Annotated in this window: 28 protein-coding genes, 1 tRNA gene and 1 pseudogene; 13 read left to right on the plus strand and 17 right to left on the minus strand. The window is 53.2% G+C overall.

Annotation, left to right across the window (positions count from 1 at the left end; all coding sequences use genetic code 11):
- Positions 1-68: 68 nt before the first annotated feature.
- Positions 69-959, minus strand: a pseudogene (locus ACOJWD_RS14965) (IS3 family transposase); the annotation flags it as partial.
- A 180-nt stretch (positions 960-1,139) separates the two neighbouring features.
- Between ACOJWD_RS14965 and ACOJWD_RS14970 the strand changes: the two are divergent.
- On the plus strand, positions 1,140-1,817 hold the full coding sequence (locus ACOJWD_RS14970) for a class I SAM-dependent methyltransferase (protein ID WP_486994080.1): 678 nt from the start codon (positions 1,140-1,142) through the stop codon (positions 1,815-1,817).
- A 195-nt stretch (positions 1,818-2,012) separates the two neighbouring features.
- Here ACOJWD_RS14970 and ACOJWD_RS14975 read toward each other — a convergent pair.
- From ACOJWD_RS14975 to ACOJWD_RS14990, 4 genes are all read right to left on the minus strand, one after another.
- A tRNA-Sec gene (locus tag ACOJWD_RS14975) sits at positions 2,013-2,108 on the minus strand.
- A 23-nt stretch (positions 2,109-2,131) separates the two neighbouring features.
- Entirely contained in the window at positions 2,132-3,091 is a 960-nt protein-coding gene (gene cysK / locus ACOJWD_RS14980; protein WP_486994053.1) for a cysteine synthase A, read from the minus strand.
- A gap of 70 nt (positions 3,092-3,161) precedes the next feature.
- Positions 3,162-3,395 (minus strand): twin-arginine translocase TatA/TatE family subunit, encoded by a 234-nt coding sequence (gene tatA / locus ACOJWD_RS14985; RefSeq protein ID WP_486994054.1) that lies wholly within the window; start codon positions 3,393-3,395, stop codon positions 3,162-3,164.
- 69 nt (positions 3,396-3,464) lie between these two features.
- Entirely contained in the window at positions 3,465-4,211 is a 747-nt protein-coding gene (locus ACOJWD_RS14990; RefSeq protein ID WP_486994055.1) for a type 1 glutamine amidotransferase, read from the minus strand.
- 93 nt (positions 4,212-4,304) lie between these two features.
- On the opposite strand from ACOJWD_RS14990, the gene ACOJWD_RS14995 reads away from it, so the two are divergent.
- The gene (locus tag ACOJWD_RS14995) at positions 4,305-4,835 is read left to right on the plus strand and encodes an aminoacyl-tRNA deacylase (RefSeq protein ID WP_486994056.1); all 531 of its coding nucleotides are present in this window, start codon (positions 4,305-4,307) and stop codon (positions 4,833-4,835) included.
- On the opposite strand, the gene ACOJWD_RS15000 is transcribed toward ACOJWD_RS14995, so the two are convergent.
- From ACOJWD_RS15000 to ACOJWD_RS15020, 5 genes are read right to left on the minus strand one after another with little or no spacing between them, the layout of a single operon-like run.
- The gene (locus tag ACOJWD_RS15000) at positions 4,778-5,779 is read right to left on the minus strand and encodes a pyridoxal phosphate-dependent aminotransferase (RefSeq protein WP_486994057.1); all 1,002 of its coding nucleotides are present in this window, start codon (positions 5,777-5,779) and stop codon (positions 4,778-4,780) included. The two genes, ACOJWD_RS14995 and ACOJWD_RS15000, sit on opposite strands and share 58 nt — an antisense overlap.
- Before the next feature lie 27 nt (positions 5,780-5,806).
- Positions 5,807-6,529, minus strand: a complete 723-nt coding sequence (locus ACOJWD_RS15005; protein ID WP_486994058.1) for an adenosylcobinamide-GDP ribazoletransferase — start codon at positions 6,527-6,529, stop codon at positions 5,807-5,809.
- Positions 6,526-7,524, minus strand: coding sequence for an adenosylcobinamide-phosphate synthase CbiB (gene cbiB / locus ACOJWD_RS15010; protein WP_486994059.1), 999 nt, complete (start codon positions 7,522-7,524; stop codon positions 6,526-6,528). Before cbiB ends, ACOJWD_RS15005 begins: the two co-directional genes overlap by 4 nt.
- On the minus strand, positions 7,484-8,932 hold the full coding sequence (locus tag ACOJWD_RS15015) for a cobyric acid synthase (protein WP_486994060.1): 1,449 nt from the start codon (positions 8,930-8,932) through the stop codon (positions 7,484-7,486). Before ACOJWD_RS15015 ends, cbiB begins: the two co-directional genes overlap by 41 nt.
- Complete coding sequence (locus tag ACOJWD_RS15020; protein ID WP_486994061.1) at positions 8,929-9,444, minus strand: bifunctional adenosylcobinamide kinase/adenosylcobinamide-phosphate guanylyltransferase; 516 nt, start codon at positions 9,442-9,444, stop codon at positions 8,929-8,931. The genes ACOJWD_RS15015 and ACOJWD_RS15020 overlap by 4 nt, the downstream gene beginning before the upstream one ends.
- 285 nt (positions 9,445-9,729) lie before the next feature.
- Here ACOJWD_RS15020 and ACOJWD_RS15025 point away from each other — a divergent pair, with 285 nt between their 5' ends.
- Positions 9,730-10,323, plus strand: coding sequence for a hypothetical protein (locus tag ACOJWD_RS15025; protein ID WP_486994062.1), 594 nt, complete (start codon positions 9,730-9,732; stop codon positions 10,321-10,323).
- Positions 10,324-10,449: 126 nt separating this feature from the next.
- Here ACOJWD_RS15025 and ACOJWD_RS15030 read toward each other — a convergent pair whose 3' ends face one another.
- Positions 10,450-11,082, minus strand: coding sequence for a c-type cytochrome (locus ACOJWD_RS15030; RefSeq protein WP_486994063.1), 633 nt, complete (start codon positions 11,080-11,082; stop codon positions 10,450-10,452).
- A gap of 108 nt (positions 11,083-11,190) precedes the next feature.
- On the opposite strand from ACOJWD_RS15030, the gene ACOJWD_RS15035 reads away from it, so the two are divergent.
- Positions 11,191-11,760 carry a hypothetical protein gene (locus tag ACOJWD_RS15035; protein WP_486994064.1) on the plus strand — a complete coding sequence of 190 codons (570 nt, stop codon included), beginning with the start codon at positions 11,191-11,193 and terminating at the stop codon, positions 11,758-11,760.
- Here the strand turns inward: ACOJWD_RS15035 and ACOJWD_RS15040 are convergent.
- From ACOJWD_RS15040 to metX, 3 genes are all read right to left on the minus strand, one after another.
- Positions 11,757-12,296 (minus strand): GNAT family N-acetyltransferase, encoded by a 540-nt coding sequence (locus tag ACOJWD_RS15040; protein ID WP_486994065.1) that lies wholly within the window; start codon positions 12,294-12,296, stop codon positions 11,757-11,759. The genes ACOJWD_RS15035 and ACOJWD_RS15040 overlap by 4 nt on opposite strands.
- Positions 12,297-12,554: 258 nt before the next feature.
- Positions 12,555-14,234, minus strand: a complete 1,680-nt coding sequence (locus ACOJWD_RS15045; RefSeq protein WP_486994066.1) for a thiamine pyrophosphate-dependent enzyme — start codon at positions 14,232-14,234, stop codon at positions 12,555-12,557.
- Positions 14,235-14,281: 47 nt separating this feature from the next.
- Complete coding sequence (metX, locus tag ACOJWD_RS15050) at positions 14,282-15,397, minus strand: homoserine O-acetyltransferase MetX (protein WP_486994067.1); 1,116 nt, start codon at positions 15,395-15,397, stop codon at positions 14,282-14,284.
- Between the two features lie 240 nt (positions 15,398-15,637).
- Here metX and ACOJWD_RS15055 point away from each other — a divergent pair, with 240 nt between their 5' ends.
- The 5 genes from ACOJWD_RS15055 to ACOJWD_RS15075 all read left to right on the plus strand — a co-directional run bounded on the left by ACOJWD_RS15055 (position 15,638) and on the right by ACOJWD_RS15075 (position 20,654).
- On the plus strand, positions 15,638-16,675 hold the full coding sequence (locus ACOJWD_RS15055; RefSeq protein ID WP_486994068.1) for a hypothetical protein: 1,038 nt from the start codon (positions 15,638-15,640) through the stop codon (positions 16,673-16,675).
- Positions 16,676-17,142: 467 nt separating this feature from the next.
- Complete coding sequence (locus ACOJWD_RS15060; RefSeq protein ID WP_486994069.1) at positions 17,143-18,318, plus strand: NAD(P)/FAD-dependent oxidoreductase; 1,176 nt, start codon at positions 17,143-17,145, stop codon at positions 18,316-18,318.
- 21 nt (positions 18,319-18,339) lie between these two features.
- The gene (locus ACOJWD_RS15065) at positions 18,340-19,401 is read left to right on the plus strand and encodes an alkaline phosphatase family protein (RefSeq protein WP_486994070.1); all 1,062 of its coding nucleotides are present in this window, start codon (positions 18,340-18,342) and stop codon (positions 19,399-19,401) included.
- A 67-nt stretch (positions 19,402-19,468) separates the two neighbouring features.
- A complete protein-coding gene (locus tag ACOJWD_RS15070) occupies positions 19,469-19,687 on the plus strand; it encodes an NfeD family protein (protein WP_486994071.1) in 219 nt (72 codons plus the stop codon).
- Positions 19,688-19,691: 4 nt separating this feature from the next.
- Positions 19,692-20,654, plus strand: a complete 963-nt coding sequence (locus tag ACOJWD_RS15075) for an SPFH domain-containing protein (protein ID WP_486994072.1) — start codon at positions 19,692-19,694, stop codon at positions 20,652-20,654.
- Positions 20,655-20,737: 83 nt separating this feature from the next.
- Here the strand turns inward: ACOJWD_RS15075 and ACOJWD_RS15080 are convergent, their stop codons facing one another.
- The gene (locus tag ACOJWD_RS15080) at positions 20,738-21,337 is read right to left on the minus strand and encodes a superoxide dismutase (protein WP_486994073.1); all 600 of its coding nucleotides are present in this window, start codon (positions 21,335-21,337) and stop codon (positions 20,738-20,740) included.
- A gap of 197 nt (positions 21,338-21,534) precedes the next feature.
- Between ACOJWD_RS15080 and ACOJWD_RS15085 the strand changes: the two genes are divergently transcribed.
- The 4 genes from ACOJWD_RS15085 (at position 21,535) to ACOJWD_RS15100 (ending at position 25,030) form a co-directional block, all read left to right on the plus strand.
- Positions 21,535-21,924, plus strand: a complete 390-nt coding sequence (locus tag ACOJWD_RS15085; RefSeq protein ID WP_486994074.1) for a hypothetical protein — start codon at positions 21,535-21,537, stop codon at positions 21,922-21,924.
- Positions 21,924-22,598, plus strand: coding sequence for a response regulator transcription factor (locus tag ACOJWD_RS15090; protein ID WP_486994075.1), 675 nt, complete (start codon positions 21,924-21,926; stop codon positions 22,596-22,598). The genes ACOJWD_RS15085 and ACOJWD_RS15090 overlap by 1 nt, the downstream gene beginning before the upstream one ends.
- Positions 22,599-23,996, plus strand: a complete 1,398-nt coding sequence (locus tag ACOJWD_RS15095) for a sensor histidine kinase (protein ID WP_486994076.1) — start codon at positions 22,599-22,601, stop codon at positions 23,994-23,996. It begins immediately after the preceding gene.
- Between the two features lie 107 nt (positions 23,997-24,103).
- Entirely contained in the window at positions 24,104-25,030 is a 927-nt protein-coding gene (locus tag ACOJWD_RS15100) for a hypothetical protein (protein WP_486994077.1), read from the plus strand.
- 74 nt (positions 25,031-25,104) lie between these two features.
- Here the strand turns inward: ACOJWD_RS15100 and ACOJWD_RS15105 are convergent, their stop codons facing one another.
- Both ACOJWD_RS15105 and ACOJWD_RS15110 read right to left on the minus strand, forming a co-directional pair.
- On the minus strand, positions 25,105-25,314 hold the full coding sequence (locus tag ACOJWD_RS15105) for a heavy-metal-associated domain-containing protein (RefSeq protein WP_486994078.1): 210 nt from the start codon (positions 25,312-25,314) through the stop codon (positions 25,105-25,107).
- Positions 25,315-25,350: 36 nt separating this feature from the next.
- Positions 25,351-25,867 (minus strand): HAD-IC family P-type ATPase (locus ACOJWD_RS15110; protein ID WP_486994079.1); only part of this gene is annotated, 517 nt, incomplete at its 5' end.

Genomic DNA, 25,867 nt, shown 5'->3' on the forward strand with positions numbered 1-25,867 from the left:
ATACGATTGGCTCATGCTCTCCTCCTTATTTTGACCGTTCTTACCCTACCAAATGGAGGCCGCACGTGTCACGTTTCATTAGGGGGTGGAAAAGCCCCCAAGGATGGTGTGGGGACTGTTCCGGCGGTCAACACCGCGTGCGGGGTGCGATAGCCCAGCGCACTGTGCACCCGTTGTCGGTTATACCAGATTTCAATGTACTCGAAAATCGCCCGTTGCGCCGCCGCCCGGGTGGGCCAGCGATCGAGATAAATTAACTCTTTCTTGAGCAGACTATGCCAGGACTCGATGCACGCATTGTCCCAACAGTTGCCCTTGCGGCTCATACTGGCCGTCATGTGCGCCGCGGAGAGCCGGTCCCGGTAGGCTTGGGCCGCATACTGACTCCCGCGATCCGAGTGATGGAGTACGCCCTCGGGAGGCTGATACCGGGCCACCGCCTGATCGAAGGCTTGAATGACGAGGTCTTGCGTCATGCGGTCGCCCATGGCCCACCCGATAATTTGGCGACTATATAAGTCTTCCACGCTGGCCAAATAGAGCCATCCCTCGTCGGTCGCGATATACGTAATGTCCGTCATCCACACCTGATGGGGCCGCTCGGCCACAAACTGGCGATTTAGGATATTGTCCGCGACCGGGTGGGCATGCCGGGAGTTCGTGGTCGCTTTATATTTGCGGACCACACGGGATCGGATCCCCGCCTCTCGCATCAAGCGGGCCACCGTCTTCTGCGCGATCCGCTCTCCGGTTTGGCGTAAGACCGCCGTGATTTTTGGACTGCCATAGCGCCCCCGACTCTCAGCAAAAATCGTCCGGATCTGTTCCCGGCGCTCCGCGCGCCGGATGGCCCGAGGTCTGGGCGGCCGGTCTCGCCACGCATAGTATCCGCTCCGTGATACCTGTAAGACGTCGCACATCTTCGTGATGCGGAAGGTGGAGCGGTGTTCATCAATGAACGCGTATTCGGACTTGTGTCAATAGAATAGACACGAAAAACTCGTGGTTATCGCAAACTGTTGGAATCAGTGCCATCCTTGGGGAGCAGGCAGATTTTCGCTGTCCGCGACGGCGCGGTCAAGGCGCCCCCAGAGGGCGGCTGACGCCGGCCTTGACCGGCTCGCCGCCCACAGCACCGCCTGGGGCTCATTCGGGAGAATCCCGCCAACCTCCTCGACATTGGCTGTGGGCGCGGCGAACTAGCGCGGCCTCTAGCCGCCTGCGTGAGCCGGGTGGACGCCGTCGATTGGTCGCCCGGTATGATTGCCATGGGCAAACAGCTCCCGGGCGGTGACCGGACGAATCTGCACTGGGCCGCGGGGAAAGCCGAAGAGGCGCCACTGGCCCCGCCCTATGCGCTGGTCACGGCCGGGCAAAGCCTGCACTGGATGGACTGGGATGTCATCCTCCCGCGCATCGCGACCGCTCTGACTCCGAATGGATTCTTGGCCATCGTCGGGTGGGAGGTGGTAGCCCCTCCCTGGCACCAAGCGCTCCGCCCGCTCATCCAGCGGTTATCCACGAATCAGGACTATCAACCCTATGATCTCATTGAGGAACTAACCCGACGCCAATTGTTCACGGTGAGCCGCCGCTATGAGACGGCGCCGGTGCCGTTTCAACAGCCCATAGATGACTACATCGAGTCATTTCATGCGCGGAATGGACTGTCTCGGGACCGGATGACGCCGGTGGCGGCAGCCGCGTTTGACCGGGAGGTTCGTGCGCTCTGCACCCCCTTCGCGGCGAATGGCCAAGTGGCGTTTATGACGGTCGGCGAGATTATCTGGGGCCGCCCGCAAGCCCCAAACACTTAACACACCTAATCATGCATTTTCGGGGGCGTTAGTACGTTAAAATATCTGGATTGCATAGGCCAGGAGCATGCCGGTATGGCATGCAAAAAGTTTGGAAGCATTTCTTGGCTAAAGTGATTTGGAAGCATTTCCTGTCCATTCATGACAAGAATTGGTTCCAACCACACACCTCGGAAGCCTTGCGGGACTTGACTTTGGCGGGGATATGTGGGAATCGAACCCACCGCCGACTTCGAAAGCCGGCCATTGGATTTGAAGTCCAAGGAAAGCACCAAGCCTCCACCTACCCCCAAGCCCTCTCGATAATACGCGGTTTATCCATTGTTGTCAAAAAAACTCGGGGTACGATGACGTAACCATTCATCTGTCGTCTCCTGATAGAGCCCCGTCGACAAATATCGTTCTCCAGAATCAGCAAAGATCATTACGATGTCGGTATGTCCCTCTTTCAAGAGGGTTTCCGCCGCGGCATAAACAGCCCCCGAGGAAATGCCTACAAGGAGGCCCTCATCTCGCGGCAACATGCGCGCTGCCGTCAGGGCCTCTTCATCCGCAACAGTCACTATCCGGTCAATCACTTGCCGATCTAGAATTTCCGGAATAAATCCGGCCCCAATCCCCTGAATCTTATGGTTTCCGGGAGCCTCCCCCGATAATACGGCAGAACCTTTAGGTTCGACCGCAACGATGGAAATGGCCTGACTTTTGGACTTCAGGTATCGGCCAACTCCGGTGACGGTCCCTCCGGTTCCGACACCTGCAACAAAAGTTTTCACCTCTCGCTGCGTATCCTTCCAAATTTCTGGACCTGTTGTTTGTTCATGTATGGCTGGATTGGCCGCATTCTCATGCTGCCTCAACATGAGTCCTTCCGGAAGAACGTTTGCCAGAGCCTTGGCGCGCGCTATTGCTCCCGCCGTCCGCTCACTCTGCGGCGTTTCAATAACGGTGGCTCCATACGCCCAAAAGAGCTGCTTGCGCTCAAGGCTTTGCCCCTCAGGCATAAAGATGACCAGTTTCAACTGATGCACTGCACAGGCCATGGCAAGGGCAATGCCGGTGTTGCCAGAGGTGGCTTCAATAATGACGGTATCGGATTGAACTTGCCCTCGCCTCATGGCATCCTCTAAGAGCGAAAATGCCGTCCGATCCTTAATGGACCCTCCGGGATTGCGAGACTCAAGTTTTGCCCAAACCGAGGTCTGATATTGCTGACTTAGCTTGCCTAGCTTCACTAATGGTGTATGCCCAATATAGGATCCAATATCTGCCACGATAGCCTCCTCATAACACAAAAGAACCCCCACACTAATGAGGGGCCCTTCTGCGACTTCCCACACACCACTATTTTGGCGTGTTGTCCTCGGTCATGACCACTTGTGCCGGATATTCCTGACCCGGAGGAGTCGGCTGTTGCGGTGGCGCTGTCGGATCTTGCATGACACCATTCATAGACTGCTTAAACTCGCGGATGCTCTTTCCTAGTCCAGAGCCAATCTCCGGTAACCGCTTGGGGCCAAATACTAATAAAGCGACGATTAACAAAATGATAATATGAACCGGCGATAATATGTCCATAGAGTCTCCTTTCAAACGAGCACACAGGTCGACGTTGTTGTCCTTTAGTATATCATGCACATTCTGGTTTTATCTATGAAATTGGGCGCGATTTAAAATTGTCTGGTGCGCTTGCATTTCTAAAGCGATATTGAGCGTCCCAAGACTCGCATTTTGACCGGAATGCTGCAAGCCCCATTCGAGTAGCATGTCAGCCAAGTGAGGATTTTTCGGTAACAGTGACCCGTGAAGATAGGTGCCTATTACATGCCCTTTGATCGCCCCCTCGGTTCCATCTTCGCCGTTATTGCCGCGTCCCAACCGCACCTGTCCCAAGGGACGCGTACCGTTGCGAAGATAGGTGCGCCCCCCGTGGTTTTCGAATCCCACGACCGTCTTCGGGTCAATCTCGAGATCGGTGCGTGTCACCACATCACCAATCGCCCGTTTGTCCCCCCGTTCCGTATAGACATCTAAAAATCCAAGTCCAGGAAGTTTAGTGCCGTCCGAAGCCACATAATACTCCCCTAATAACTGATAGGCACCGCAAATGGCGAGCATCGGCAAGCCTTCTGCGAGGCGCGCCACTAGTGGCGACGCAATTCCTAAAAAATCATCGGCGATATGGGCTTGGTGGGTGTCTTCCCCGCCACCCATAAACACCAAGTCCACCGCTTCCCAGTCAATCGGCTCACCGATTTCTCGCAGTTGTATACTCGCATCGATGTTACGCCACTCCGCCCGCTTCACGAGGGTTAAGACATTGCCACGATCGCCATAGAGATTCATATGGTCAGGATATAGATGCAAAATCCGCAACCGACGCGTCTCTTCCATGAACAACTCCCATTTCCTAATACAGACCAAGATGTTGACCTTGTCCCTATATCTTCTATAAGCTAATTATACTATGCTGAACGGAGGCCCCACATGCCCATCGAGATCGAGTTTCCCTTCTTAGAAATGGTAGATAGCGGGGCCATCCCCTTGGTGGACCGTCGAAAGCTCCACTATCTCACCCGAGGGGTACATCAAGCTGCAGATCGCCTGAATGCCGAAATTCAGCAAATGGTGGAGGTCTCTGTCTATTGGTGCGGCAATCGGCCCGTGGTCGTGCTCCATAGTCCTGTCAACCGTATCGATTTATCCAAACTAGAACTGTGGTTTGGGGTCGAAGTGCGTCCCGCCAGTCCCACCGAAGTTTCCGCACTCTGTGGAACCCATGTCTATGGTTCGCCACCCGCGGGACAATCCTATCAAATGCCCATCTTTATTGACGAAGATTTAATGCGACAGCCGTTTGTTTGGGCGGCCGCTGGTGATCCCTCACTCTGGGTCGCGCTGACTCCGCATAACTTAGTACGCGTCACGGGCGGCTATGTGGTTGATGTGAAACGCCCCAACTATGTCGATCGCCCAGAAAATGCTCGCCAAGCCGCCATTAACCGCTCACTATCCTGACGCCTTTTTACGGCAATACGTACCGCATTTGGCGGTACATTGTCAAAACTAGCGGCATCCCGAATAAGGATACCGTGGCCTTCTAAATGTTTTGTTAGTAACGGTACCGGGGCATGGGGAACAACCAAGAGAAAATTGGCGACACTATCACTAATCCAAGACACCTCAGGCTCAAGTGCGCGACGGAGCCACTGGCGCTCCGCAATAAGCCACTTTCGCGTATCCGCAAAGTACTCTTCATCCATGAGTGCTTCCCGGGCCACCACAGCGGAGGGCCATGCGATGCGCCAGGGAGGGAGAAATTTCTCTAGCGCTTGCGCGAGAGTCGACGAAAGCGCTACGTACCCGACGCGAAGTCCTGCCAGTCCATAGAACTTGGTCAGTGATCCCATCACCAGTTCTTGCCCATCATGGATATCGCCTAAACGGGTATACGAACGCCACTCGGGCACAAACTCAAGAAAAGCCTCATCCCACACTACCATCACCTGGGTGCGACGAGCCTGCTCTACCCAGAGTTGTTGTTCCTGAGACGTAATGCGCTGTCCACTCGGATTGATAGGATTAGCCATCATCAACATTCCCGGCTCCGCCAACTCCTCGGGGGAGGAAATCGAGATCACCGGTATCCCTTGACGCTCTGCGCGATCGCGATACTCTGAAAACACCGGGGATCTGAGGTAAAGGCGTGGCGGGCGAATAGAAGCCAAGAGCGTGTCAATCGCTTCCATCGCCCCAGCGACGACGACCACATTGCGGGTATCCACCCCATAATGAAGAGAAATTGCTTCTTTAAGCTCGGTATAATGTGGGTCAGGATATCGGTCCAACTCCTCAATGAGACTCGGCCACCGTGTGCGCGCACGAGGCCCAGGGCCATATGGGGAAATGCTGGCCGAGAGATCGCAGAGTCCTTCCTGCGGCGTGGACCCAAGACGATTCAATGCCGCATACCAGTCCCCGCCATGCATTTAAAATACCGGATGGGCAGCCACAGCCACCAAAAAGTAGAGTCCGACGATCTCGGTCAAGATGGCCGAGGCCCCTAACACATCACCATTCATCCCGCCAAAGAGTTTTCGTGCCCATAACATAAAGAGTCCCACCACAAGCAACGTGCCGCCAAACACGTTCACCCCTTCAAACCCGATGGCCAATACTGCAATCAACAGCGACATGATAAGCGTTACCCACGACGCCGTGCCGCCATCTGTGGCCTCAACGAGTGCATTAAGCGACCCACTTGACGGATCCACATAGCGCCACGATACCCCCCAAGCCATCGAAGCACGAGCCCAAAGCGGAGGCAATATCAAAATCATGGGACTCAACGAACCGCTGTTGGTCCAAAGCGTCCAAAACGCCAGGAGAGCCAACCCTAAAAAGAGTGCCCCTCCTGTTCCAATGCGGGAGTCGCGGCGAGCTACGGTGCGTCGGTCTTTGGGAGCCATCCAGCCATCAAACGTATCGACCCACCCATCCCAGTGCAATCCGCCCGTCAACACCGCTTCTCCTCCAATGGCGCACACCGCTCCTAACGCAGTCGGGCCGAATAGTTGAAAAGACAGGTACCAGACCAAACCCGCTAGGAGCCCTGGAATCCAGAACCATGCCACCGTCCCACGTTGTAGTGGCCCGTTGAATCCCGTAGGAATCCTGGTTAAAAATGCAATTGCAGATCGCATACTTCTCATAGCCAACGTCCTGACATCATCACGGCAATCACTCCAAAGGTTATTGCTGTTACCAGCGTCGCACGCCAACTGACAGCGATGGCATGAATTATTGCCGTCGGGTGCAGCGGTCGTTCTGTCACTCCGAGCTTCGGTCTCAGCGAAACCACTCCATCATAAACATTGGGCCCGCCGAGGGCTACCCCAATGGCTCCCGCCATTGCCGCCTCGGACATCCCGCTATTAGGACTCGGGTGCCGCCGACCATCTCGTTTCATCGTCTGATAGGCTTGACGGAAACGCCCTTCCATCGAGGCCGCCACACTAATGGCGAGTCCCGACAAGCGTGCCGGAATATAGTTGGCCCAGTCGTCAAGACGCGCAGCAAACCATCCAAAGTCCTCGTAACGAGCACTATGATACCCTATCATGGAATCGAGCGTGTTGACAGCCTTATACGCCCACAGCCAGGCCGGTCCGCCTAGAAACGTATAAAATAACGGCCCAATCACCGCGTCACAAGTGTTTTCTGCTACCGTCTCGATGGTGGCACGAATCATCTCTTCCGATGTGAGAGCGCTGGTGTCGCGGCTGACAATAAATCGCAAGTATTGGCGAGCTTCTTGCGACTGATTGGTAATTAAGGGCCGATACACTAAGAGTGCAGCATCCGTGAGTCCGCGAATGGCGAGTCCCCAATAGGTCCACAGAACCACCATCAATAAGAATAACCATATAGAAATGGCGTGAGTCACAATAAGAAGCGCAGAAATGAGAGCGAAGACAAGTAGCACAATAAATATGGTCATAACTGCTCCCGCAATACGCAGCCCGGTCCGTTTCAATGGAATCCGCCGAATCCCTTTTTCGAGAAGTATCGTCAACTGGCCGATTAAACGCACCGGATGGTAATACCACAGCGGATCGCCCACCATGAGGTCCACTACCGCGGCCAGAAGAATCCAGGCAGCTAAGTCATAACCCGACCAAACGGTAAAGAGTCTCGATACCCACATGCTGGCGGACCACCTCTCCTAAGCGATTAAGCCCCTCGTCCACAGGATCAGGTCCAGCCTGCGACAGCATTCCCCATTTCGCCAAAAGCGCTCGACGAAATTCCTCTCCATCAAAAATACCATGAAGATAGGTTCCGATCACCTTTCCATCCCTAGCAATATATCCATCAACCCATCCATCCCCTTGAATAAATGGCGAGAATTCACCCTTAATCGTCGTTTCGCCCTGATGAATCTCATAACCGATGACAGTAGCCTTTTCCCATCCGGACGCGATCACTTGCGCTTCGCGGCGCACCGTCTGCTTCAGACGCTTCATGACCGTCACCGCCGGAATGAGCCCTAATCCCGGCGCTTTAGGTTCCATTCCTTCGACACCATCAGGATCCAGCACCCACTCTCCGAGCATTTGAAATCCTCCACAGATGCCGATTATCGGCACTCCCTCGTCCATCCAGCGTTTGATCGCCTCAAACCATCCGGTCTCGCGAAGCCATTTCACGTCTGCCATAGTCGCTTTCGATCCAGGCAAAATAATGAGGTCGGGGCGTTCAACCGGTGGTTTTCGCAGCCACGCGACACTCAACGCTGGCTCGCGCTCCAATACCGTGAGATCGGTAAAGTTACTAATATAAGGGTAAACGACCACTAATACTCGCACCGTGGATTCACGCCACTGATGACCCGTTTGAGGAATGCTGACGCTATCCTCTTCGGGAAGCTTGAAGTCCTCAAACGGAACCACCCCTAATACCGGAAGCCCGGTAATCTCCTCCAGCATCGTGCGGCCGTCATCAAAGAGTCTGGGATCGCCGCGAAACTTGTTGACGATGAGTCCTTGGAGCCGCTGGCGATCCTCGTCGGGGAGCAGACGGGCTGTACCATATAACGAGGCAAATACCCCACCTCGGTCAATGTCACCCACCAGTACCAAGCTGGCATTGGCATATCGCGGCAATCGCAAGTTCGATAAATCGCCATCCATCAAATTCAGCTCAACCGGACTGCCCGCACCTTCCATCACAATGAGGTCATAGTGGCGGTGCAACTCATCAAAGGACTCGCACGCAATCTGATAAAGGGTTTCTCGCGTTCCGCGATAGTGCGACGCTAAAAGCGTCCCATGGACACGCCCTTGAACAATTAATTGCGACTTGTGCTCCGGTTCCGGTTTGATGAGTATCGGGTTCATGTGCACGCTCGGTTCCAAACGGGCCGCTTGAGCTTGAAGGGCCTGAGCATAGCCGATCTCCTCGCCTGCTCGGGTCACATAGGCATTTAGTGCCATGTTCTGCGCCTTAAAGGGCGCGACGCGAAGGCCCTCATCCGCGAATATCCGGCACAGCGCCGCTACGACCACACTTTTTCCCACGTGAGAACTTGTCCCCAGTACGGCCAAATGGTTCATGGTGATGCCGCTCCTTTTAACACCAGTGGGATGCCCGCCACCACCAACTCCACCCGCTCTGCCATTCCCGCCAGTCGTTGGTTGAGACGGCCTAATTGCTGGACAAATCGTCGCGTGTCTCGATCTGCGGGCACCAGTCCCTCGCCCACCTGGTCACTCACAATAATTAATATGCCAGTGTTATCCTGGCGCATACGATGCAGTGCTGCCTCCCATGCCTCATCCTCTCTTTGTGCCGCGAGTGCGAGACCCAGACCATCCAGAAGCACCGCATACGACAGAGATAACTGCGCTGCTTGCACCAGCGCCTTGGCTCCGGTGGCGGTCACCGTGTGCCATTGCACTCCGCGGCGATTTTGATGTACCACAATCTTTTGAGCCAATTCGTCATCATCGACTTCAGGTTGTATCGTCCCAATATAAGCCAACGGTACCCCGCCCGCCAACAACCGCAAGCGCTGTTCGGCATATTGACTCTTGCCCGATGCCATCCCTCCAAGTATGAGTTCCATCCTAGGTCCGCCTTTTTCCCAATTTAAGAGTATTGTAGCCGAACGCGGCGATATCGAGGAGGTTATAGCGAGGACAGAGCGTAATCCATCGTGTCCTTGCAGTAGTGAATCTGGGAGGTGATTCGTTAGTTCTCTAGAGAGGTCGTGTCATGTAAGCGACGATTCCGGTGCGAGCGCACATTGCGAACGGATTCAATGACATCGCGTGTCAACGGACCAAATTGCCCATCACGATGTCAAATTTCAAGAGGAAACCTGACAAGCGTCCCCAAAAGGAGCCCCCAGATGAAGATGCGTTCCATATTAGCCCTGTCCGCCACTGCGCTCAGTATTTTTTTGACGGCCTGCGGCTGGACTCCCGAAGGTCGAGTAACCCTTCATGACCATCGCTCCCGATTGGTAAGAGCCCTCACCCAAGCTCGCTCCCGCATCACCCGAAACGTGACCACAACAGCACAGGGGCCATCAGAAGACCTCACCTATAACAACACTCTTTGGGGATTTTCGCTGTCGATTCCAACGCACTTTAAGGCGGCGATTCCGTTCCACAATGGGAGTGGTGAATCCTGGCATTATGGATCCGCGCTGGTATCCGTTTCCGGGCAATACCCCAACGCCCTAGGTGCACCTGCAACCCTATCAGGCGTCATACGGAAGATACGGAAAGAACAGCCCACCTACGTTTTCTCCGGCAACCATTGGCTCATCGCGGCCGGGAACCGCGGTCAACACCATTACTACACCAAAATCTATCTGCTCCACGGACAAGAAGACATCCTCAACATCACCTATCCCGATCGTGTGAGCGGCACATGGAATACACAAGCCAAGTACATCGCCGAAAGTTTTCATCCCGAGCCTCTCCCAAAGAATCCCTAGAAAGGTCTTAGCGCACACGAACTGCAGCCTGCAAAGCGCTCGATTAGCCTCTCGCTACCCCGGAAGACGCCCTCGACCGAAAAAATGTCAGAGGGCGATCGCACGCAATCTGCTGTCCGCAACTCGCTATTTCACATCAAGATGCCAGATGTATCCTGCCACATTGTGTGCTTGAGTGGCCGTCAACGATCCGGGATTAGTGGCGGGCATGTTGTGCGCGATAAACGCCTCCAACGAGCTTTCCGTGCCAAATTGCGAGACCACGGCGGAGGGAGCCGCCAATCTTGGGGCTGATGCCGTTCCGATTCCCCCTTTACCATGGCAGGATTCACACGTGGAGGCATAAAGTTTTGCGCCAGCAGTCACATTTCCCATCGCCGACGTACTCGAAGAGCTGGACGATGTGTGAGATGGCTTGCGCATCGAATTGGTCGTATCTTTACTTGTATGACGCACGGCGTTTTTGGTATTGCGTGCAGCCTTTTTGGTCGTACTCACCGTCTTCCGGGTCGCTTGTTTCACCGTACCGGTGCTTTTTTTGGCTACTTTTTTAGCCGTTCCTGATGTTTTCTTGGCCACTTTCTTGGTGGTCCCGACCGGCTTTCTCACCGCCTCTTTGACCACATGCTTGGTCTTGTCCGCACCCTTTTTGACCGTGTGAGCGGGAGAGGCGGATTGTCCTCCCCCTCCACACGCTGCAGCGGTCATCGGAATCAGCAATCCTACTACCACAATCCACGCGCGATATCGCGAAATCACGATTAATCCCTCGCCTTCCCTAAGATACGGGTAGGTTGTCCTGGGTTGGGAAATCTATGCACACGATTCACATGTTTGGTTATACTAATAGACCTAGGAGGCGATGGTATGAATCAAGAACAAAACTTCACCGTGGGCTTGGATGAGCTACTGAGAACTCGCATTTTGGAAGAATATATTCACGACGGTGCCCTATTCGGATCAGTGATGCAATCCGCATTAACTCCGGATGAAATGATGCAGTTAACACATGCTGGCTGGACTCAACACAACTATCACGACGCTCCCACGATGGAACCGCCACAGTCCATTGTGGACTGGACTCAGTTAAAGGCCCGACATCGCGATCACACCCTACACACCATTAGTCACCGCTTACCGGGCGGCGCGCCGTGGGTGGGTACGCGACAAGAGATTCTCGAGGAACTCTTATCATCGCTCTGGGACAAACAAGAAGAGGAACTGCGCACACTCTTGCACGCCTTTGCATTTGCCTCGATGTGGACCCAAGATCAACCTCACGCCGAAAACGCCCTAGAAACCCGAGAAACCTTTTTCTTTTATACGGAAAAAATGCGGGCGTCGGCCCAAAACGCGTGTGATTACGCTGCCGAAGCCCCGCATCCTGAGGATGAATTTTGGGAAATGGTCAGTGCCCTATCCCAAGAGAATAGCTAAATCCATCGCGCCATCCAAATTTCGTCAACCCACTGATCTTGGAGACAATACTGTCGGTAGCGGCGCCCTTCTTCTTCATATCCCAGTCGGCCATAGAGGCGTAGCGCAGCGATATTGGATGAAAATACCGCGAGTGATATCTTTTTCACCCCGACTCGTTTGGCCCAATTCTCTCCTGAACGAATCAGGCCCTCGCCGATACCTCGGCCTCGCCCGTGAGGGAAAAGCGCCATCCCAAAAATGGCGGTGTGTCGATTCTTTTTCAGCGCCCCACGCACCATTTCGAGCGATCCGATCATAGCATCGTCTTGAAGAGCCATTAAGACTAACTGCAATGACGGATCGCGCTGCTCTAAGAGCGCCCGTTCTTGATCGATAGTTAACTGTGCTTTTTCGTCAGCGATGTATATCTCTTCTTGTCCGACTTGATCGAGCAGTCGAATGAGATCGTATGCGTCGTCGGGCTGCGCGTCGCGCACGAGATATGGGCATTGCTGACGATCGTGATAATGATCGCTGGTGTGAAACATCTCCATGAGTCGCCTCCGATTGTCGGAAGAGATCTTCGCCAGCGAGGGGCCGTTTTCCTCTAACATTCTGGCGCGGACGGCGACGTCGAGGAGAAATTCGACGATCCACTTCCTCAATCGACTGAACACGATGATAGGGCAAGGAGAGCACCAGTTGCCGCCCCTGGGCCGTACTCCCCCAAAACGTCATCACCTCATCATCCCAAAAGATGTGCCGGGCATAGTAGGTACCTCTGCGACTGTGAATGATATAGTAGCGGCGCTTCATTCGCCAAAGGTCTCTTTGAATAGGGCTTCCGCGTACCCCAGCGCTTGTCCTTTGGTAATGCGGGGGGGCAAGGGTTTTTCATCTGGATCGGTCTCAATATCCACAATTGTAGGTAGGGGTGTATTTAGAGCCTCTCGAATCACATCTTCCACTTGCTCCGGTTTGGCGACATGAAACCCTTTGCCACCACAGGCCTCGGCAAAAAGAGCAAAGTCGGGGTTCTTCAAATGGGTGCCGAATTCGGGAAGCCCATGGACCTCTTGTTCGAACTTAATCATGCCCAACCGATGATTATTGAAAATGATCACCGTAATCGGCCAGTGATACTTGACCGCTGTGACAAAGTCTCCCATCAGCATGGTAAAGGCGCCGTCTCCGACGACCGCCACACTTTGCCGGTCTGGTTCAGCAATCTTGGCAGCAATAGCCGCAGGGAGCCCAAATCCCATGGATCCAAGCCATGCGGACACTAGCCAGCCGTGGTTTTCAATCATAAAATTGCGCGCCATCCAGACCAAGCTGTTCCCCACGTCAATGGCAATGTTCGCGTCAGAGTCCACCAAATGAGATAACCGATCCGCCACCCACTGCGGATGGATCGGCTTGTCGGGTTGGGTCCGACGACTCGCGGCTTCTTGCTGCTGCGCAATAAATTCCTGACGATCTCTCTGCAACTTGGTGAGCCAAGGGCGTTCCGGAACCGATTCAATCCTCGCCATAAGTGCCTCTAGCGTAGGCCCAGCCGAGCCTACCAGTCCGACATCTACGGCGTGCCGTTTACCAATTTGACTCGCGGACCAATCCAACTGGATGGTCTTTCCCTTTGACGGCAAAAACTCCAAATAAGGATAGCTAGTTCCGAATAGAAGGCACAAGTCGCATTGCTCCATCGCGACGTGAGCCGGTTTGGCCCCCAATAGACCGAGTCCACCTAGGGCTAACGGATGCCGATCGGGAATCACCCCTTTTGCCGGCAACGTATTGGCGATCGGGATCTTCGCCTTTTCGGCGAATGCTAATAGCGCTTCACGTTCCGAGCGAACACCTCGACCCGCTAAGATCACAGGACGCTGAGCCTCGTTAATGAGATGAACGGCTTGGTTGAGGGCGCCATCAATTGGAATAAATGCTTGGCTCTTTCCTACAACGCTATAAGACGGCGCGAGCTCTTTTACCGGGAACGTGGCCACTTCAAAGGGGAAGGACAAGTGCGCCACCCCGCGCTCCGCGAGTGCTGTTCGGCACGCCTCCCCCGCTAATACTCCAATTTGAGAGGCATCGCTCACTTGATAATTATAGAGAGCCACATTCGCATACAAGGCGAGTGTATCCACCTCTTGGAAGAAATCCGTCCCGATTTTTGCGATGTTCACTTGACCTGTGATCGCGAGAACCGGAGCATGATCCATCTTGGCATCATAGAGACCATTGAGCAAGTGAATCGCGCCCGGCCCCGCTGTACCCATGCACACCCCGAGCTTGCCGGTCTTTTTAGCATAAGCCGAGGCCATAAACGCGCCAGCTTCTTCATGACGGACCTGAATAAAGCGCACTTTCTTGTCGCGCCGTATAGGATCTAATAGCGGGTCAATCGAGTCTCCTGGCAGACCAAAAACATAGTCCACATCGTGCTGATGCAAAATTTCCAATAATACTTCTCCGACCAACTTTGCCATGGTACGCCTCCTTTGCCAGGTAGGCTACCCGAGAAGCCTGTCTCCTATCACCTGGTCATTTGTAAAAATTCGCGCACGAATTGCGCCGTGCGCTCTTGTTCCACCAAAAAGGTGTCATGCCCCCATGGCCCTGATAGCCACTGCAACTGGGCGGGCACGCCCGCATCGCGTAGCATTCCATAATGGCGCTCAATTTCCTCCGGCAAATACAGAAGGTCGCTCTGAATTCCCACCATCCATATAGAAGTCGCCCCTAGAGCCTTCATATGCGTCATCGTGAGGGCAAACTCGTCCATTGCGGTGGTCAGCACAATATAAGTATTGGCATCAAAACGTCGTACCAATTTTTGTCCTTGATAGCGAAGATATGAGGTAATTTGAAACTCGCTCTGATCAGGATCCTGTCTTTGACGACCAAACTTTTTCTGCATCGATTGCGGATGCTGATAAGACAACATGTCTGCCATGCGCGCTAGTTTGAGGCCTTCGTCCGGAAAGGGGCCCTCGTAATAGTCACCACCGGCAAAATGCACATCACTCATAATGGCCATGCGTCCCACCGAATGATATGCAATGGCCCAAGGCTCGTGACCTATCGGTGCACCAATGGCAAAGATCGCCTGCACCTCGTCAGGATAGAGCGCTGCATAAGCATAGGCCAACATGCCCCCCATCGAGCCACCAATCAATCGTAGGTTGCCCTGCGCCCAGGGGCCAATTAGGCGGTGGGCGGCTCTGGCCATATCAAAGAGTGTAAGGTGCGGGAAACGACTCCCATAGGGTTTGCCATCCTGATGAAGAGACCAAGGGCCAGTGGACCCGAGCGCCCCTCCCAGCACATTGAGGCAAAGAACATGGTATTGATTGGTGTCAAGACCTTGACCCGGCCCCATCACCCCGTTCCACCAACCCTTCCGGTCCTCCCCCGAATGAGGAGCCACATGAGAATCGCCGGTGAGGGCGTGAAACACCACTACCGGCTGGCCGGTTTTCGGCCCCCATTCCTCATAGGCAAGGCGAAACGACGGGAACACCGCCCCGCTGTCAAGAGACAGCGGATCGCTGTCGGTATAAAACTGCACTCCTTGCCAAGGGAACCCTTCCGCCGCGAGCCAAGGCCGGACGCCTTCTGATGCCACCAGGGCCACACTTTCCACCTCCACCAAGTTCCCCTCATTATAGCAAGTCTTCGCATCTCTTCCGCACTTTACGACAGGTTCGCCCACCCCCTGGAGGCAAAGTCACCTATCTCGGCTCAGGGACCCCATCAAAACCGTAAAATATTTATGATCCTGGGAGTAAAACTGGTAACCATCTCGAAGAGAAAAACGTTAGTGTAGACGAAACTGTTTCATGACGCCGATTCATCAACACCCTTTGACCAGAAAATGGAGCTGATCTGCATGAACGACACAAGACTTCACGAGAAGCGCATCGGCCGGCGACTTGTCGTCGTCGCCTCGCTCCTGGCAATTACTGTGGGCGCCGCGGCTTGCGGCACGGTGGCGTCCTCGGCACCTAAAGCGCCCCCAACCGTCGCTCGGCCATCATTATCGATTCTTAAGCACCTCATGTCCAAAAACCAAAAAATCGTTCGCACCATCAATCTGAAATTTAAGGGATATAATCCGGAAGAACTCGTAGTCACGACCACTCCCACCGGACATTCGCCCGTCATCACCGCAAATCTAAACGCGTCGGCCGTCGTATGGAATCAAAAAAATCATCACTGGCACGTGATTTGGCGCTCACCAGCTCTTACCGTGCAAGAGTCCTATCCATCGGAGTCGCCCACGATACCCGCTATCTCGTCGTGGGCTATCCATCAAACCAGCCACGGCGCACTCATTGGTCTTTTAGTTCCTTCGTCTATTGGCGCGAGCACCATATGGAATGACGGAATGATCATTTGGGCGCGACCTGCTACCTCTCCCCATCTGCTTTGGAGTGCACGAGGCCAATACGACAAGCTGGCCGACGGCGCGCTCTCAAAAACGACCGACGGGATTCTGATAAACCAAGATGCCTGTGGAGCCATACAAGCGACACAGCACAACGAACACGCCCAGATGGCCAAGATATCCTGTACGGAGATTACGGCCCAAACTCCGGGCAAACGTCTTCGCTTTAGCACCGGTCCAAAGGGCAATCATCTTACAGTAGCCACGGCCTCGATTGTTGTAAAAAAGGGAAGCACTTTAGTATTCTGGCCGGAAAACACCGCAACAGCCAAGCTTGTGAATAACGGTAGCTTAGGGTTATACGGAGGATATTTTGGCGCAAGCCTTCCCAATGGCGAGGTACCATTAGCTTCAGCCGACACATTGACCCGCTGGTCTTATAAATTTACGACTGTCGGCACCTACAGCTTTGCCATTGTACCCAGCAGCTCGAGCGCATTCGACGTCCCGCCAGACATCACGGTACAGGTCACCAATTAGCCACTTCCCTGTCATGCTCGATCCATGATACCACGATAACATGGGCGGAAGGATCTCTGAAGGCACCTTGCACAAGGTGCCTTCGATTGTATTGTCTGATTGCGTATCTCTTCGGCATACGACCTCAAATCCGATAAGATCGGAATCCGCGCCCCCTTGCATACACATAACGGCAAAGCGCTATACGGTAATAGGCGAAAGGGCGTATAAAAGCTGCTCAGAGGCCCGATCCGCTTCGTCCATGATAAGAGCAATGCTATCATTCATCCACAGAGGTACCTTATCCTCGCATCTAAAAATTCGACAAGAACCTGCTCTTCCCATAATAATAAACGCAGTCCGTTGATCTCCTTTTGACCGCTAAACATGTTAACGGACATTACCATGTCCGTTAACGGTTGCACCGTCTCGAAACTCACCATACCGGAATGCGGACGACAGGATATGATCCCTGGGAGGAATAAACCGTGCAAAGTTACTGGCAAACCCTCAATCAGTGCTCCTATGCTCCGCTGATAGGAGAACACCACACCGACGTCGCCATCGTTGGCGGCGGTTATACAGGCAGTTGGCTTGGCTATTGGCTTAAGGATGCTGGTTTGCGGGTGAGCATCATCGAAGGGCAGTTTCCTGGATTTGGAGCCAGCGGCCGAAATGGAGGTCTCTTGCTGCAAGGACCGGCCCAACTGTTAAGCGAAGCCAGCGCCATGATGGGAAAAGCGCAGGCCCTACGCCTTTTAGACTGGACACGTCGCACGTTTGAGTGGTTGCAGCCGTTGCGGGCACGCTATGACCTCGATTTTCATCAAACCGGCAGTCTCTATCTTGGAGGAGACGCGGGCGAACGGTCAGGGATTGAAGAAACCGTCTCGCTTTTTAGGGATTCCGGCATTCTCGCCCGAGTTCTCTTGCCGCGAGATCAACCCCACTCACTGCAAAACCTTGGATACGATGTGGCAGCGTGGTTTCCAGATGATGGCATGGTCCATCCTCTCAAACTCATTCATGCTCTTTTAAATGAAGCTCAACAACAAGGTGTCGGTATCTATTCTCAAAGTCGCGTCGAGCGCTGGGACCAAGATGCAAAAGGGCATGTTCTCACAGGTGCGCGATTTCGGGTTCATGCCTCTCATGTCATTATCGCGACCAATGCGTACACTCCCGAATGGATCCCATTCTTTCATAACCTCATTCATCCTGTACGCGGTCAAGTACTCATCACCGAGCCTGTCCCACCGCTGGATTATTCCTATCCGGTGTACGCCGATCACGGATTTAATTATTGGCATCAGAGACAAGAGGGCATGATCGTCTTAGGGGGGTTCCGACACTTGGCCATTGAAGAAGAAGTCGGCACAGATTTAGTGCTTCATGACCGCATTCAGGAAACCTTGAGTGAATTCATGACCAAGGTTGCGGGACGGCCGATAGCCATTACCCACCGCTGGGCGGGGATTATGGGAATGACCCCCGACCATCTTCCTTACATAGGAGAAATCATCAAGGGTCTGTGGATAGCAGGCGGATATAACGGGCATGGAAGTACGGTGGCTCCTATAGCAGCAGAAATGCTGAAAGATGCTATCCTTGAACAAAAACCCATCTTTCCCCCGTTTGATGTAGATCGATTACGGCCGTCTTAAGTCTCAAAAGGAGGGATGAGGATGCGCTCAATCAAGAAAATTGCTATGGGATTGGGCGCCCTCATAGCGGCGTTATTAGGCCTATACGGATTTCTGTGGTTTCGCCCAAGCTATCACCTCACCCCCGTCACAGGACACCCTCCTCAGCTATCTCATGTGTTTCTTATCGTCATGGAAAATCATTCCATAGATGCCTTGTCCCAGCAGGATGCTCCCTACATTCATCGCCTTATCGCCCACTATGGCTATGATAGCAATTATCACGGGGTCACCCATGTCAGTTTGCCTAACTATCTTGCTCTCCTATCGGGACGTACCGATGGTACACACAGCGACAATCCCAACCAATCTTTTTCAGGCCCGACTCTCGTATCCCAGATGAATTCCCGCCATATTCGCTGGCAAGGTGTGATGCAAAGCCTTCCCTATAGCGGATATAGCGGCAATTGGTATCCCGAACCCGCCCACGCCAATCCAACATCTATGCCTAAAAATGCCCTGTATGCCAAAAAGCATGATCCCTTTATGCTTTTTCCAACCATTATTCACTCTGATAGACGTCACATTGTACCTCTCACCACACTAATCCAAGAACTGCAGCGGGGAGATGCGCCACGCGTTGTCTGGATTACGCCGAACCTTTGTAGCGATATGCATGGTCAGCCGGTGGGTTCAAGTAGATGCCCGATTAACCATCCGGTCGCATTGGTGAAGATGGGCGATAGATTTCTCTCCCACCTCATCAAACAGATTATGTCCTCTCCGAGCTGGACCTCGCACTCCATCATCGTGATTACCTGGGACGAATCTGAGACACCACGAGACATCTATAACCCTATGGCGTGGAAGCGATGGCTTTCCGCTGGACCGGATGCCCCCAAAATCATGGGCATACCCGTAGGCGGTGGATCAGTGCCGCTGATTATGATTTCGTATGGGGAGGTCGCTCCCGTTCATATTACTGTGTGGGCCGATCACTATAATCTCCTGAAGACGATTGAAGCTGGATTGTCCTTGCCGTACTTAGGTCATGCGGCAAATAGGAATGTGCAGCCGCTCACTGCTTTGATGACCTTCCCCTAAATATGAACCAGATATCGCGACTAAAGGCGATTGCGAGTATGATAGAACCAAGCGAGGGGCGTATGTCATGGCTTTTTATCAGTCATTCTTAGATCAACTGATTGGACAAAATGGCATCGTGACGGAAAGTATTCCGCCAGAGCAATCAGGTACGGGTGTAATCAAGGTGGCAGGCCAGTTATGGTCCGCCGATACCGCCTGGCCCGAGCTACTTTTGCCTGACACTATAGTGATTGTGGTCGGACGTGCAGGCCTCCGCCTCGAGGTCTTACCAGAAAGAGGATGATGTGATGGCAGGCATAATCGAAGGCGTCGTCGGATTAGTTATTGTGGTCGCATTAGCGCGGGGGTTTTTTCGCATCGTTCCGCAGGGATCAAAAGGATTAATTCAGCGACTAGGCCGATTCAACCATGAGGCTCTTCCAGGATTGGTGGTAAAGTTACCCCTTGTGGATTCCGTACAATTAGTCAGCAGTAAATCGGTCACCGTGAATCTCGCTCCCGAACCTGTCATCACGGCTGACAACGTATCACCAGTCATTGATGCGTATTTTATCTATCAAGTGGTAGATGCCAAGTCCTTTATATTTGAAATCCAAAATCCTGAGATCGCTATCAAAAATATTGTCTCCTCCACCTTGCGTTCAGAGGTTGGACAAAGAAAGTTAGCCGATGTCATGATTCATCGCGAACAAATTAACGCCAAGCTTCGACAGGAACTGGATGAAGCGACTGGCAGTTGGGGCATACGCATTGTCCAGGCCTCCATTCGACAGGTAGACCTGCCCAAAGAAATGCAGCAAGCCATGGAAGCCCAGAAAAAGGCCGACGCCAACAAATTAGCAGCTATTGAGCAAGCCCAGGGCGCTAAAGAGGCGGCCATTCTCGAATCTGAAGGCGCACGGCAAGCGGCCATCGCCAAAGCGGAAGGAGAAAAACAAGCCCTGCTCTTACGCGCTGAAGCCATCCGGCAAACGCGGGTCATGGAAGCTGAAGGAGAATCGCTCGCCGTGCAGAAACTAGCCGAGGCGCAGGCCGTTGCCGTCCGGGTTGTCAATCAGGCGATTTTAGCTCTTGCGGAGGACGCGAACCACAACGGGTGGAGCGAAGAAAAAATTCGCACCATCTTGCAATTAAAATCCCTAGAAACCTTGTCCACCATCGGGCAATCGCCCTCGACCAAGATTGTGCTACCAGCAGAACTCCAAGGCTTAGCAGGCATCCTCACCACAATTCAAGGAATTAATAACTAACTTTTAAAGCGAAGACAAAGCAACACATCGCCCGGGACCTGTGGACCCGGGCGATGTTCATGAGTTCGCACGATCCCCGCTATTTAAATGTGATACTTAGCGAGGCGCGTGTTCACCTCTTCCCAGTCCACATTCTTCATAAAGGCGTCCAGATATGGCGCCCGCTTGACTCCATAGTCAATCCCATAAGCATGCTCATATACGTCCAAGATCAGCAACGGATAGGCGCCCCAAGGTACCCCTACATTGTGTGCATCTTGTCCATAAATGTGCAGCTTTTGGTCATCTAAGTCATAGGCCAAAACCACCCAACCGCGGACCGCAAGACCGGTCGCCTTGAATTCGGTTTCGAACTTCTCATACGAACCAAAGTCTCGCTCGATTAACTCTTTAATCCGTCCTTTAGCCTGTCCTCCCGGCCCTCCTAAGTTGTCGAAGTACCACTCATGCAACTTGGTTCCGTTGAGACAAAAAATTTCCTCCGTCTTCAGTCCCCGCAGTTCGCTATAGGATTGGTTAGCAGCCGCGTAATCAACTGTCTCCATTTTGCTACGAATCTCATTAAGTTTGTTGACGTAACCCTTGTATAAAATCCCATAATGCTGGTCAATCTCTTCTTTACTAATCCCGTCCATTGTCAAACACGAGTTCTTTAGATCTTGTGGTTTACGCTCTTCTGCCATCGATATACCTCCCCCAAGAAATTGTGGGAATATCCCATATCTAGTATAACGAACCTCGCCTTCCAGGGAAAGACATCTTCTCGCGGCCGGAAGTTTGCGATCGCATCGCGTTCCACACTAGACACAAATCCTTGCAAAATGCACAATACTAAAGGAGACGTATCGTGCATCGTGTAAAAGAGGAGGATCACTGAACCATGCCATTTTTACGTTCGTGGGGCTACGCACCCGACCGCCCTATTACCCCCAATCAGGAACACCGCCTAAACGAATTGGTGGACCAATATCATGCCGTTCAGACGGACAACTTTGTCGATGAACTGGATATCACGGAGGCCGTCTTGGGCAAAAGCATACCCTTTAGTGAAATGACCGTGGACGAGGCCAATCGTATCGCCGCTCATATCAATGTGCGCATATCCTTACACACGCACTTTCATGAGTATCTGCCCGAACCCCGGCCAGATTTTGCTCAAGAAACCCAGTGGTTGAATAGCGATCGTCAACTACTTGACCGTGTGATTGCCCGGGCTGGCTGGGACACGGGAGAATATTTCTTGTCTCCCCACCCGTTGGATAAAAAGTAATGTCGGCGAAAACACGCATTTTGGTAGTAGATGACGAGGAAACCATCCGCGACTTATTGTCCATTGGCCTAAACCACCGAGGGTTTGAGGTTCGAACGGCAGGAAATAGCCAAGAGGCGCTAAGTATTGTCGGGCCGTTTTCTCCACATGCGGCCCTCATTGATGTCATGATGCCAGGCGAAGACGGATTTCAACTGGCTCGCCGTCTTCGCCAAGATCCTGATCTCTACATTTTAATGGTCACGGCACGCGATGCCGTGAGCGACCGTGTCCAAGGTCTGGACGATGGTGCTGACGACTATCTCATTAAGCCCTTTGATTTTGACGAATTAGTGGCTCGCATTAATGCCGGTCTACGGCGAGTACACAAAGATGAAGCCCCCTTCTGGCGTTTCCAAGGGATTTCCATGGATGACGCCAGTCATCGCGTCACGGTCGACGACGAATTAGTGCAGCTCACAGCAAAAGAATATGAGCTCTTACGCTACCTGTTGCTGAATCCTGGTCGTGTCTTGTCAAAGAGCCAAATACTGCAACATGTTTGGGGCTATGATTTTCCCGGCGATGACAATTTGGTGGAAGTGCACATTTCGTCGGTACGTGAAAAGATTCGCGACCGCGCTAAATCCCTAATCCAAACGGTCCGCGGATTCGGATATCGTTTAGGAGATTAAATGGCGGATAAAAAGCGGCGCACCCTCAGTGACCAGCTCATTGGACGGCAGATTATTTTACTGGCCATCTTGCTCTTGGTGGTCGGTGTCAGCCAATATTTAATCTTGCGTCATGTGCTCTTCCACTCAACCGCTCGCACTCTGAGAGATGAAATTTCGGTGCTGGCACCCATCATTCACCATACCTTGTCGGAGCGCGGGATTGTCGGCTTTACGCATATTGCGACCGTCTTAGTCTCGCGTCTCCGGGCTCCAGGAGTCGAGGTGGTCATTACGAATGCCGTCGGGCATGTCATGGCCTCCTCCTCCACCCTAAAAGCGGCGGTACCGCCCCTTTATAGCACCCCCTATTTTCTGTGGAATCACCGGATCGTGGTCGACTCCGTCATTGGTAACCACTACTATCCCAGTGGCTACGTTTGGCTTTTGTCTTCCGTCCATCCCATTTACGGCATTTTACAGCGCGATGCCGAACTCTATGTATTTCTAGCCTGTATTTCCCTGATTATGGCCGGGTGGCTAGGATCGGTGTCAGTGCGTCAAACATTGCACCCGTTAGAGGTCATACGTGAAAGCACTCAGAAGATTGCCGCAGGGGAGTTCGGTCAAACCACCAGTCTCGCTAACGCTCCGGCTGAAATCCATGACCTAGCTGAATCGATCGACAGCATGTCAGAGTCCATTAACACGCTCTTCACCCAAGAAAAAGAACTCTCCGATCAAATGCGCCGCTTTGTAGCTGATGCATCGCACGAACTACGCACTCCCTTGACAGCTATTAATGGTTTTTTAGACTTAATCTCGAGCGGAGGGCTCACACCGGAAGAAGAGCATCGCGGTCTGATGGCTATGCGGGCACAAGGGCAGCGAATGGGACGGCTGGTCAATCAACTGCTTACGCTGTCGCGAATCGATAGTGCGCCCTCGACGCTGCTCACCATTATCCCCGTGCATGTGGACCGCTGGTTACGCGATCTCCACACAGAAATTGACAACTTAGTCAAACCCCGCCGTGTCGAATTCGATGTGGTGGCCGCGACCATAGACGCCGATCCTGATCGTCTCACAGAGGTGCTATTTAACCTTTTAGACAATATCGCCCGTTATACTCCGCAGGACACCCGTGTGAGACTGGCTTCGACTACGCAGGCAGAAATGTTGCATATGGTGATTGAGGACAATGGGCCCGGAATTGCTGTGGCCGACTTTCCCCACATTTTTGACCGATTTTATCGTGGAGATCGCGCTCGCACGTCATCCTCTGGAGGCAGTGGCCTCGGTCTCTCTATTGCCCAAAGCCTGCTCCGGGCTCAAGGCGGAGATATTGAGGTCAGCCCAGTCACTCCTCATGGCACTCGCTTTACCATCATTCTTCCTCTTACTGCCGCCAGATCCTAAGGTGTCCGCGAAAACTTTATCCAAGCTTAAGCATGGCTACCAATATTTTCTGTGCGACTGGACACACTACCCCTACACCAAAATTCACAAGGTTGAAGGAGGTTCTCATGTCTGATCTAAAGAAAATCTTGGTTTGGACAACGGTGATGTCGAGCTTTTTGGTTGGCCCTTCGGTGTTTGCTGCCCGTTACTGCGTGTCCACCGATACGGTTCAATCTATCACTCCCAGCACCCTCACGGTGAGTGATGGCGGTGCCACAGAATCGATACCCATGTCGGGAATACAAATCCGCGCCGGCATGTATCCTGCCAATGCCACCATTCTGCAAATCGGTGAAAAGGTTCGTATTTTGGCGGCTGGCTCCTCCAATGTGGTCATCGTACGCCCTGCAGCGCACGGCAAACTGGTGAAAACCGGGTCAGCATGGGACGTACAGACCCATCACCATGGCATGTGGCGTCTCATTGGGACCAATCCTCAATTCTTAGGGATGAAGACTTGGAGTGCCGGGGCGCGCGTGGCGGCATTTGGGACGTCTTCAAATAACTCGGTTAGTCTGACGGCGCTCGCGGCGCATCCCATTATGACCCATGCGCAGGTGACGGCGGCGAACGCCAATAGTATTACCGCCAAATCCGATCAATATGGGGCGCTTACCTACTCTTTTGAGGGGATCCCACAGCACTTTCAACACTATCTGGCATCTCTTCCGGTGGGAAAAGCGGTGATCGCGTATCTGAACCCCTTAGACCATCAGGTGCTGGCCATTATGCCTGACCACATGGACCGATGGGCTAAAGTCATGGAACATGGGTCTGCGGGTCAATTGGTTGCCGTGTCTCCGAAGGACCTCACTCTCACCAATGCTCTCGGCACAGTCACCGTTCCTCTGAATGCCCCGGTGACAATGCACTGGGAAGGTCATCCCCAAGCTAAGGCCCAAGACCTAACTCCAGGAACCCGCATTCTGGTTTTTCGTTCCGAACACCACCCAACCCTTAAAATTGATGTCCTGAACGGCACAAAGTCCTAGACGGCCTAGGGAGCCGCATCGAAAAAGCAGCCCGCCAGGAATGGCGGGCTGCTTGGCTAGGGAATTTCCCCCTCTTACGGGTTCACTTCATATCCCGCGTCTTTTATGGCGGTGACCAAGTCGTCAATCCCCACCTGGGCAGGGTCAAACGTGATCCGCGCCACTTCGTTCTCTAAATTCACGTCAGCCGCTCGCACACCATGGACGTCTTTTAAAGATTTGGTGACTGTCATCACACAATGCTCGCACGTCATTCCCTTGACCGTCAATGCTATCCGTTCCATCAGTCATCCTCCTATAAAATTCATAGTGGTGTTCACTTAACTTGACACTCTACCTCCGCGATAACCCCATCTGAGAGCTAAGGAATTGGTAACCACAGACACGGAGCTGAAGGCCATCGCCGCACCGGAAATCACCGGAGAAATTACCCCAAACGCTGCTAAGGGAATCGTAAGGACATTATAAAACAATGCCCAAAAGAAGTTCTGGCGCACTTTGTGCATAGTCTTTTGACCAATGCGTAGTGCCTCTCCAATGGCCGCGACGTCTTGACGCATTAGCGTAACATCCGCTGTCTCGGCCGCAATATCACTCCCCGACGCTACCGCCATACCGAGATAGGCTCGCGCCAATGCAGGAGCATCGTTAATCCCGTCGCCGACCATAGCCACCAGTCGTCCCTCTTTCTCCAACCTTTCCACAACCTGGGCCTTTTCTTCGGGTTTGAGGCCCGCCTGCACTTCGCTAATACCCACTTCTTGGGCTACAAATTGAGCCGTGGAGAGGCGGTCACCGGTGACCATGACTACGCGATAGCCCATCTTCGTCCAGGTG

This window comes from Sulfobacillus sp. TH-112, from assembly GCF_057473405.1.

Bases quoted from the DNA above. Each gene is read 5' to 3' on its own strand.
- tatA (WP_486994054.1), bottom strand. From the start codon at position 3,395: ATGGACATATTATCGCCGGTTCATATTATCATTTTGTTAATCGTCGCT.
- ACOJWD_RS14990 (WP_486994055.1), bottom strand. From the start codon at position 4,211: ATGGAAGAGACGCGTCGGTTGCGGATTTTGCATCTATATCCTGACCAT.
- ACOJWD_RS14995 (WP_486994056.1), top strand. From the start codon at position 4,305: ATGCCCATCGAGATCGAGTTTCCCTTCTTAGAAATGGTAGATAGCGGG.
- ACOJWD_RS15005 (WP_486994058.1), bottom strand. From the start codon at position 6,529: ATGAGAAGTATGCGATCTGCAATTGCATTTTTAACCAGGATTCCTACG.
- cbiB (WP_486994059.1), bottom strand. From the start codon at position 7,524: ATGTGGGTATCGAGACTCTTTACCGTTTGGTCGGGTTATGACTTAGCT.
- ACOJWD_RS15015 (WP_486994060.1), bottom strand. From the start codon at position 8,932: ATGAACCATTTGGCCGTACTGGGGACAAGTTCTCACGTGGGAAAAAGT.
- ACOJWD_RS15020 (WP_486994061.1), bottom strand. From the start codon at position 9,444: ATGGAACTCATACTTGGAGGGATGGCATCGGGCAAGAGTCAATATGCC.
- ACOJWD_RS15025 (WP_486994062.1), top strand. From the start codon at position 9,730: ATGAAGATGCGTTCCATATTAGCCCTGTCCGCCACTGCGCTCAGTATT.
- ACOJWD_RS15035 (WP_486994064.1), top strand. From the start codon at position 11,191: ATGAATCAAGAACAAAACTTCACCGTGGGCTTGGATGAGCTACTGAGA.
- ACOJWD_RS15040 (WP_486994065.1), bottom strand. From the start codon at position 12,296: ATGGAGATGTTTCACACCAGCGATCATTATCACGATCGTCAGCAATGC.
- ACOJWD_RS15045 (WP_486994066.1), bottom strand. From the start codon at position 14,234: ATGGCAAAGTTGGTCGGAGAAGTATTATTGGAAATTTTGCATCAGCAC.
- ACOJWD_RS15055 (WP_486994068.1), top strand. From the start codon at position 15,638: ATGAACGACACAAGACTTCACGAGAAGCGCATCGGCCGGCGACTTGTC.
- ACOJWD_RS15065 (WP_486994070.1), top strand. From the start codon at position 18,340: ATGCGCTCAATCAAGAAAATTGCTATGGGATTGGGCGCCCTCATAGCG.
- ACOJWD_RS15070 (WP_486994071.1), top strand. From the start codon at position 19,469: ATGGCTTTTTATCAGTCATTCTTAGATCAACTGATTGGACAAAATGGC.
- ACOJWD_RS15075 (WP_486994072.1), top strand. From the start codon at position 19,692: ATGGCAGGCATAATCGAAGGCGTCGTCGGATTAGTTATTGTGGTCGCA.
- ACOJWD_RS15080 (WP_486994073.1), bottom strand. From the start codon at position 21,337: ATGGCAGAAGAGCGTAAACCACAAGATCTAAAGAACTCGTGTTTGACA.
- ACOJWD_RS15085 (WP_486994074.1), top strand. From the start codon at position 21,535: ATGCCATTTTTACGTTCGTGGGGCTACGCACCCGACCGCCCTATTACC.
- ACOJWD_RS15090 (WP_486994075.1), top strand. From the start codon at position 21,924: ATGTCGGCGAAAACACGCATTTTGGTAGTAGATGACGAGGAAACCATC.
- ACOJWD_RS15095 (WP_486994076.1), top strand. From the start codon at position 22,599: ATGGCGGATAAAAAGCGGCGCACCCTCAGTGACCAGCTCATTGGACGG.
- ACOJWD_RS15100 (WP_486994077.1), top strand. From the start codon at position 24,104: ATGTCTGATCTAAAGAAAATCTTGGTTTGGACAACGGTGATGTCGAGC.
- ACOJWD_RS15105 (WP_486994078.1), bottom strand. From the start codon at position 25,314: ATGGAACGGATAGCATTGACGGTCAAGGGAATGACGTGCGAGCATTGT.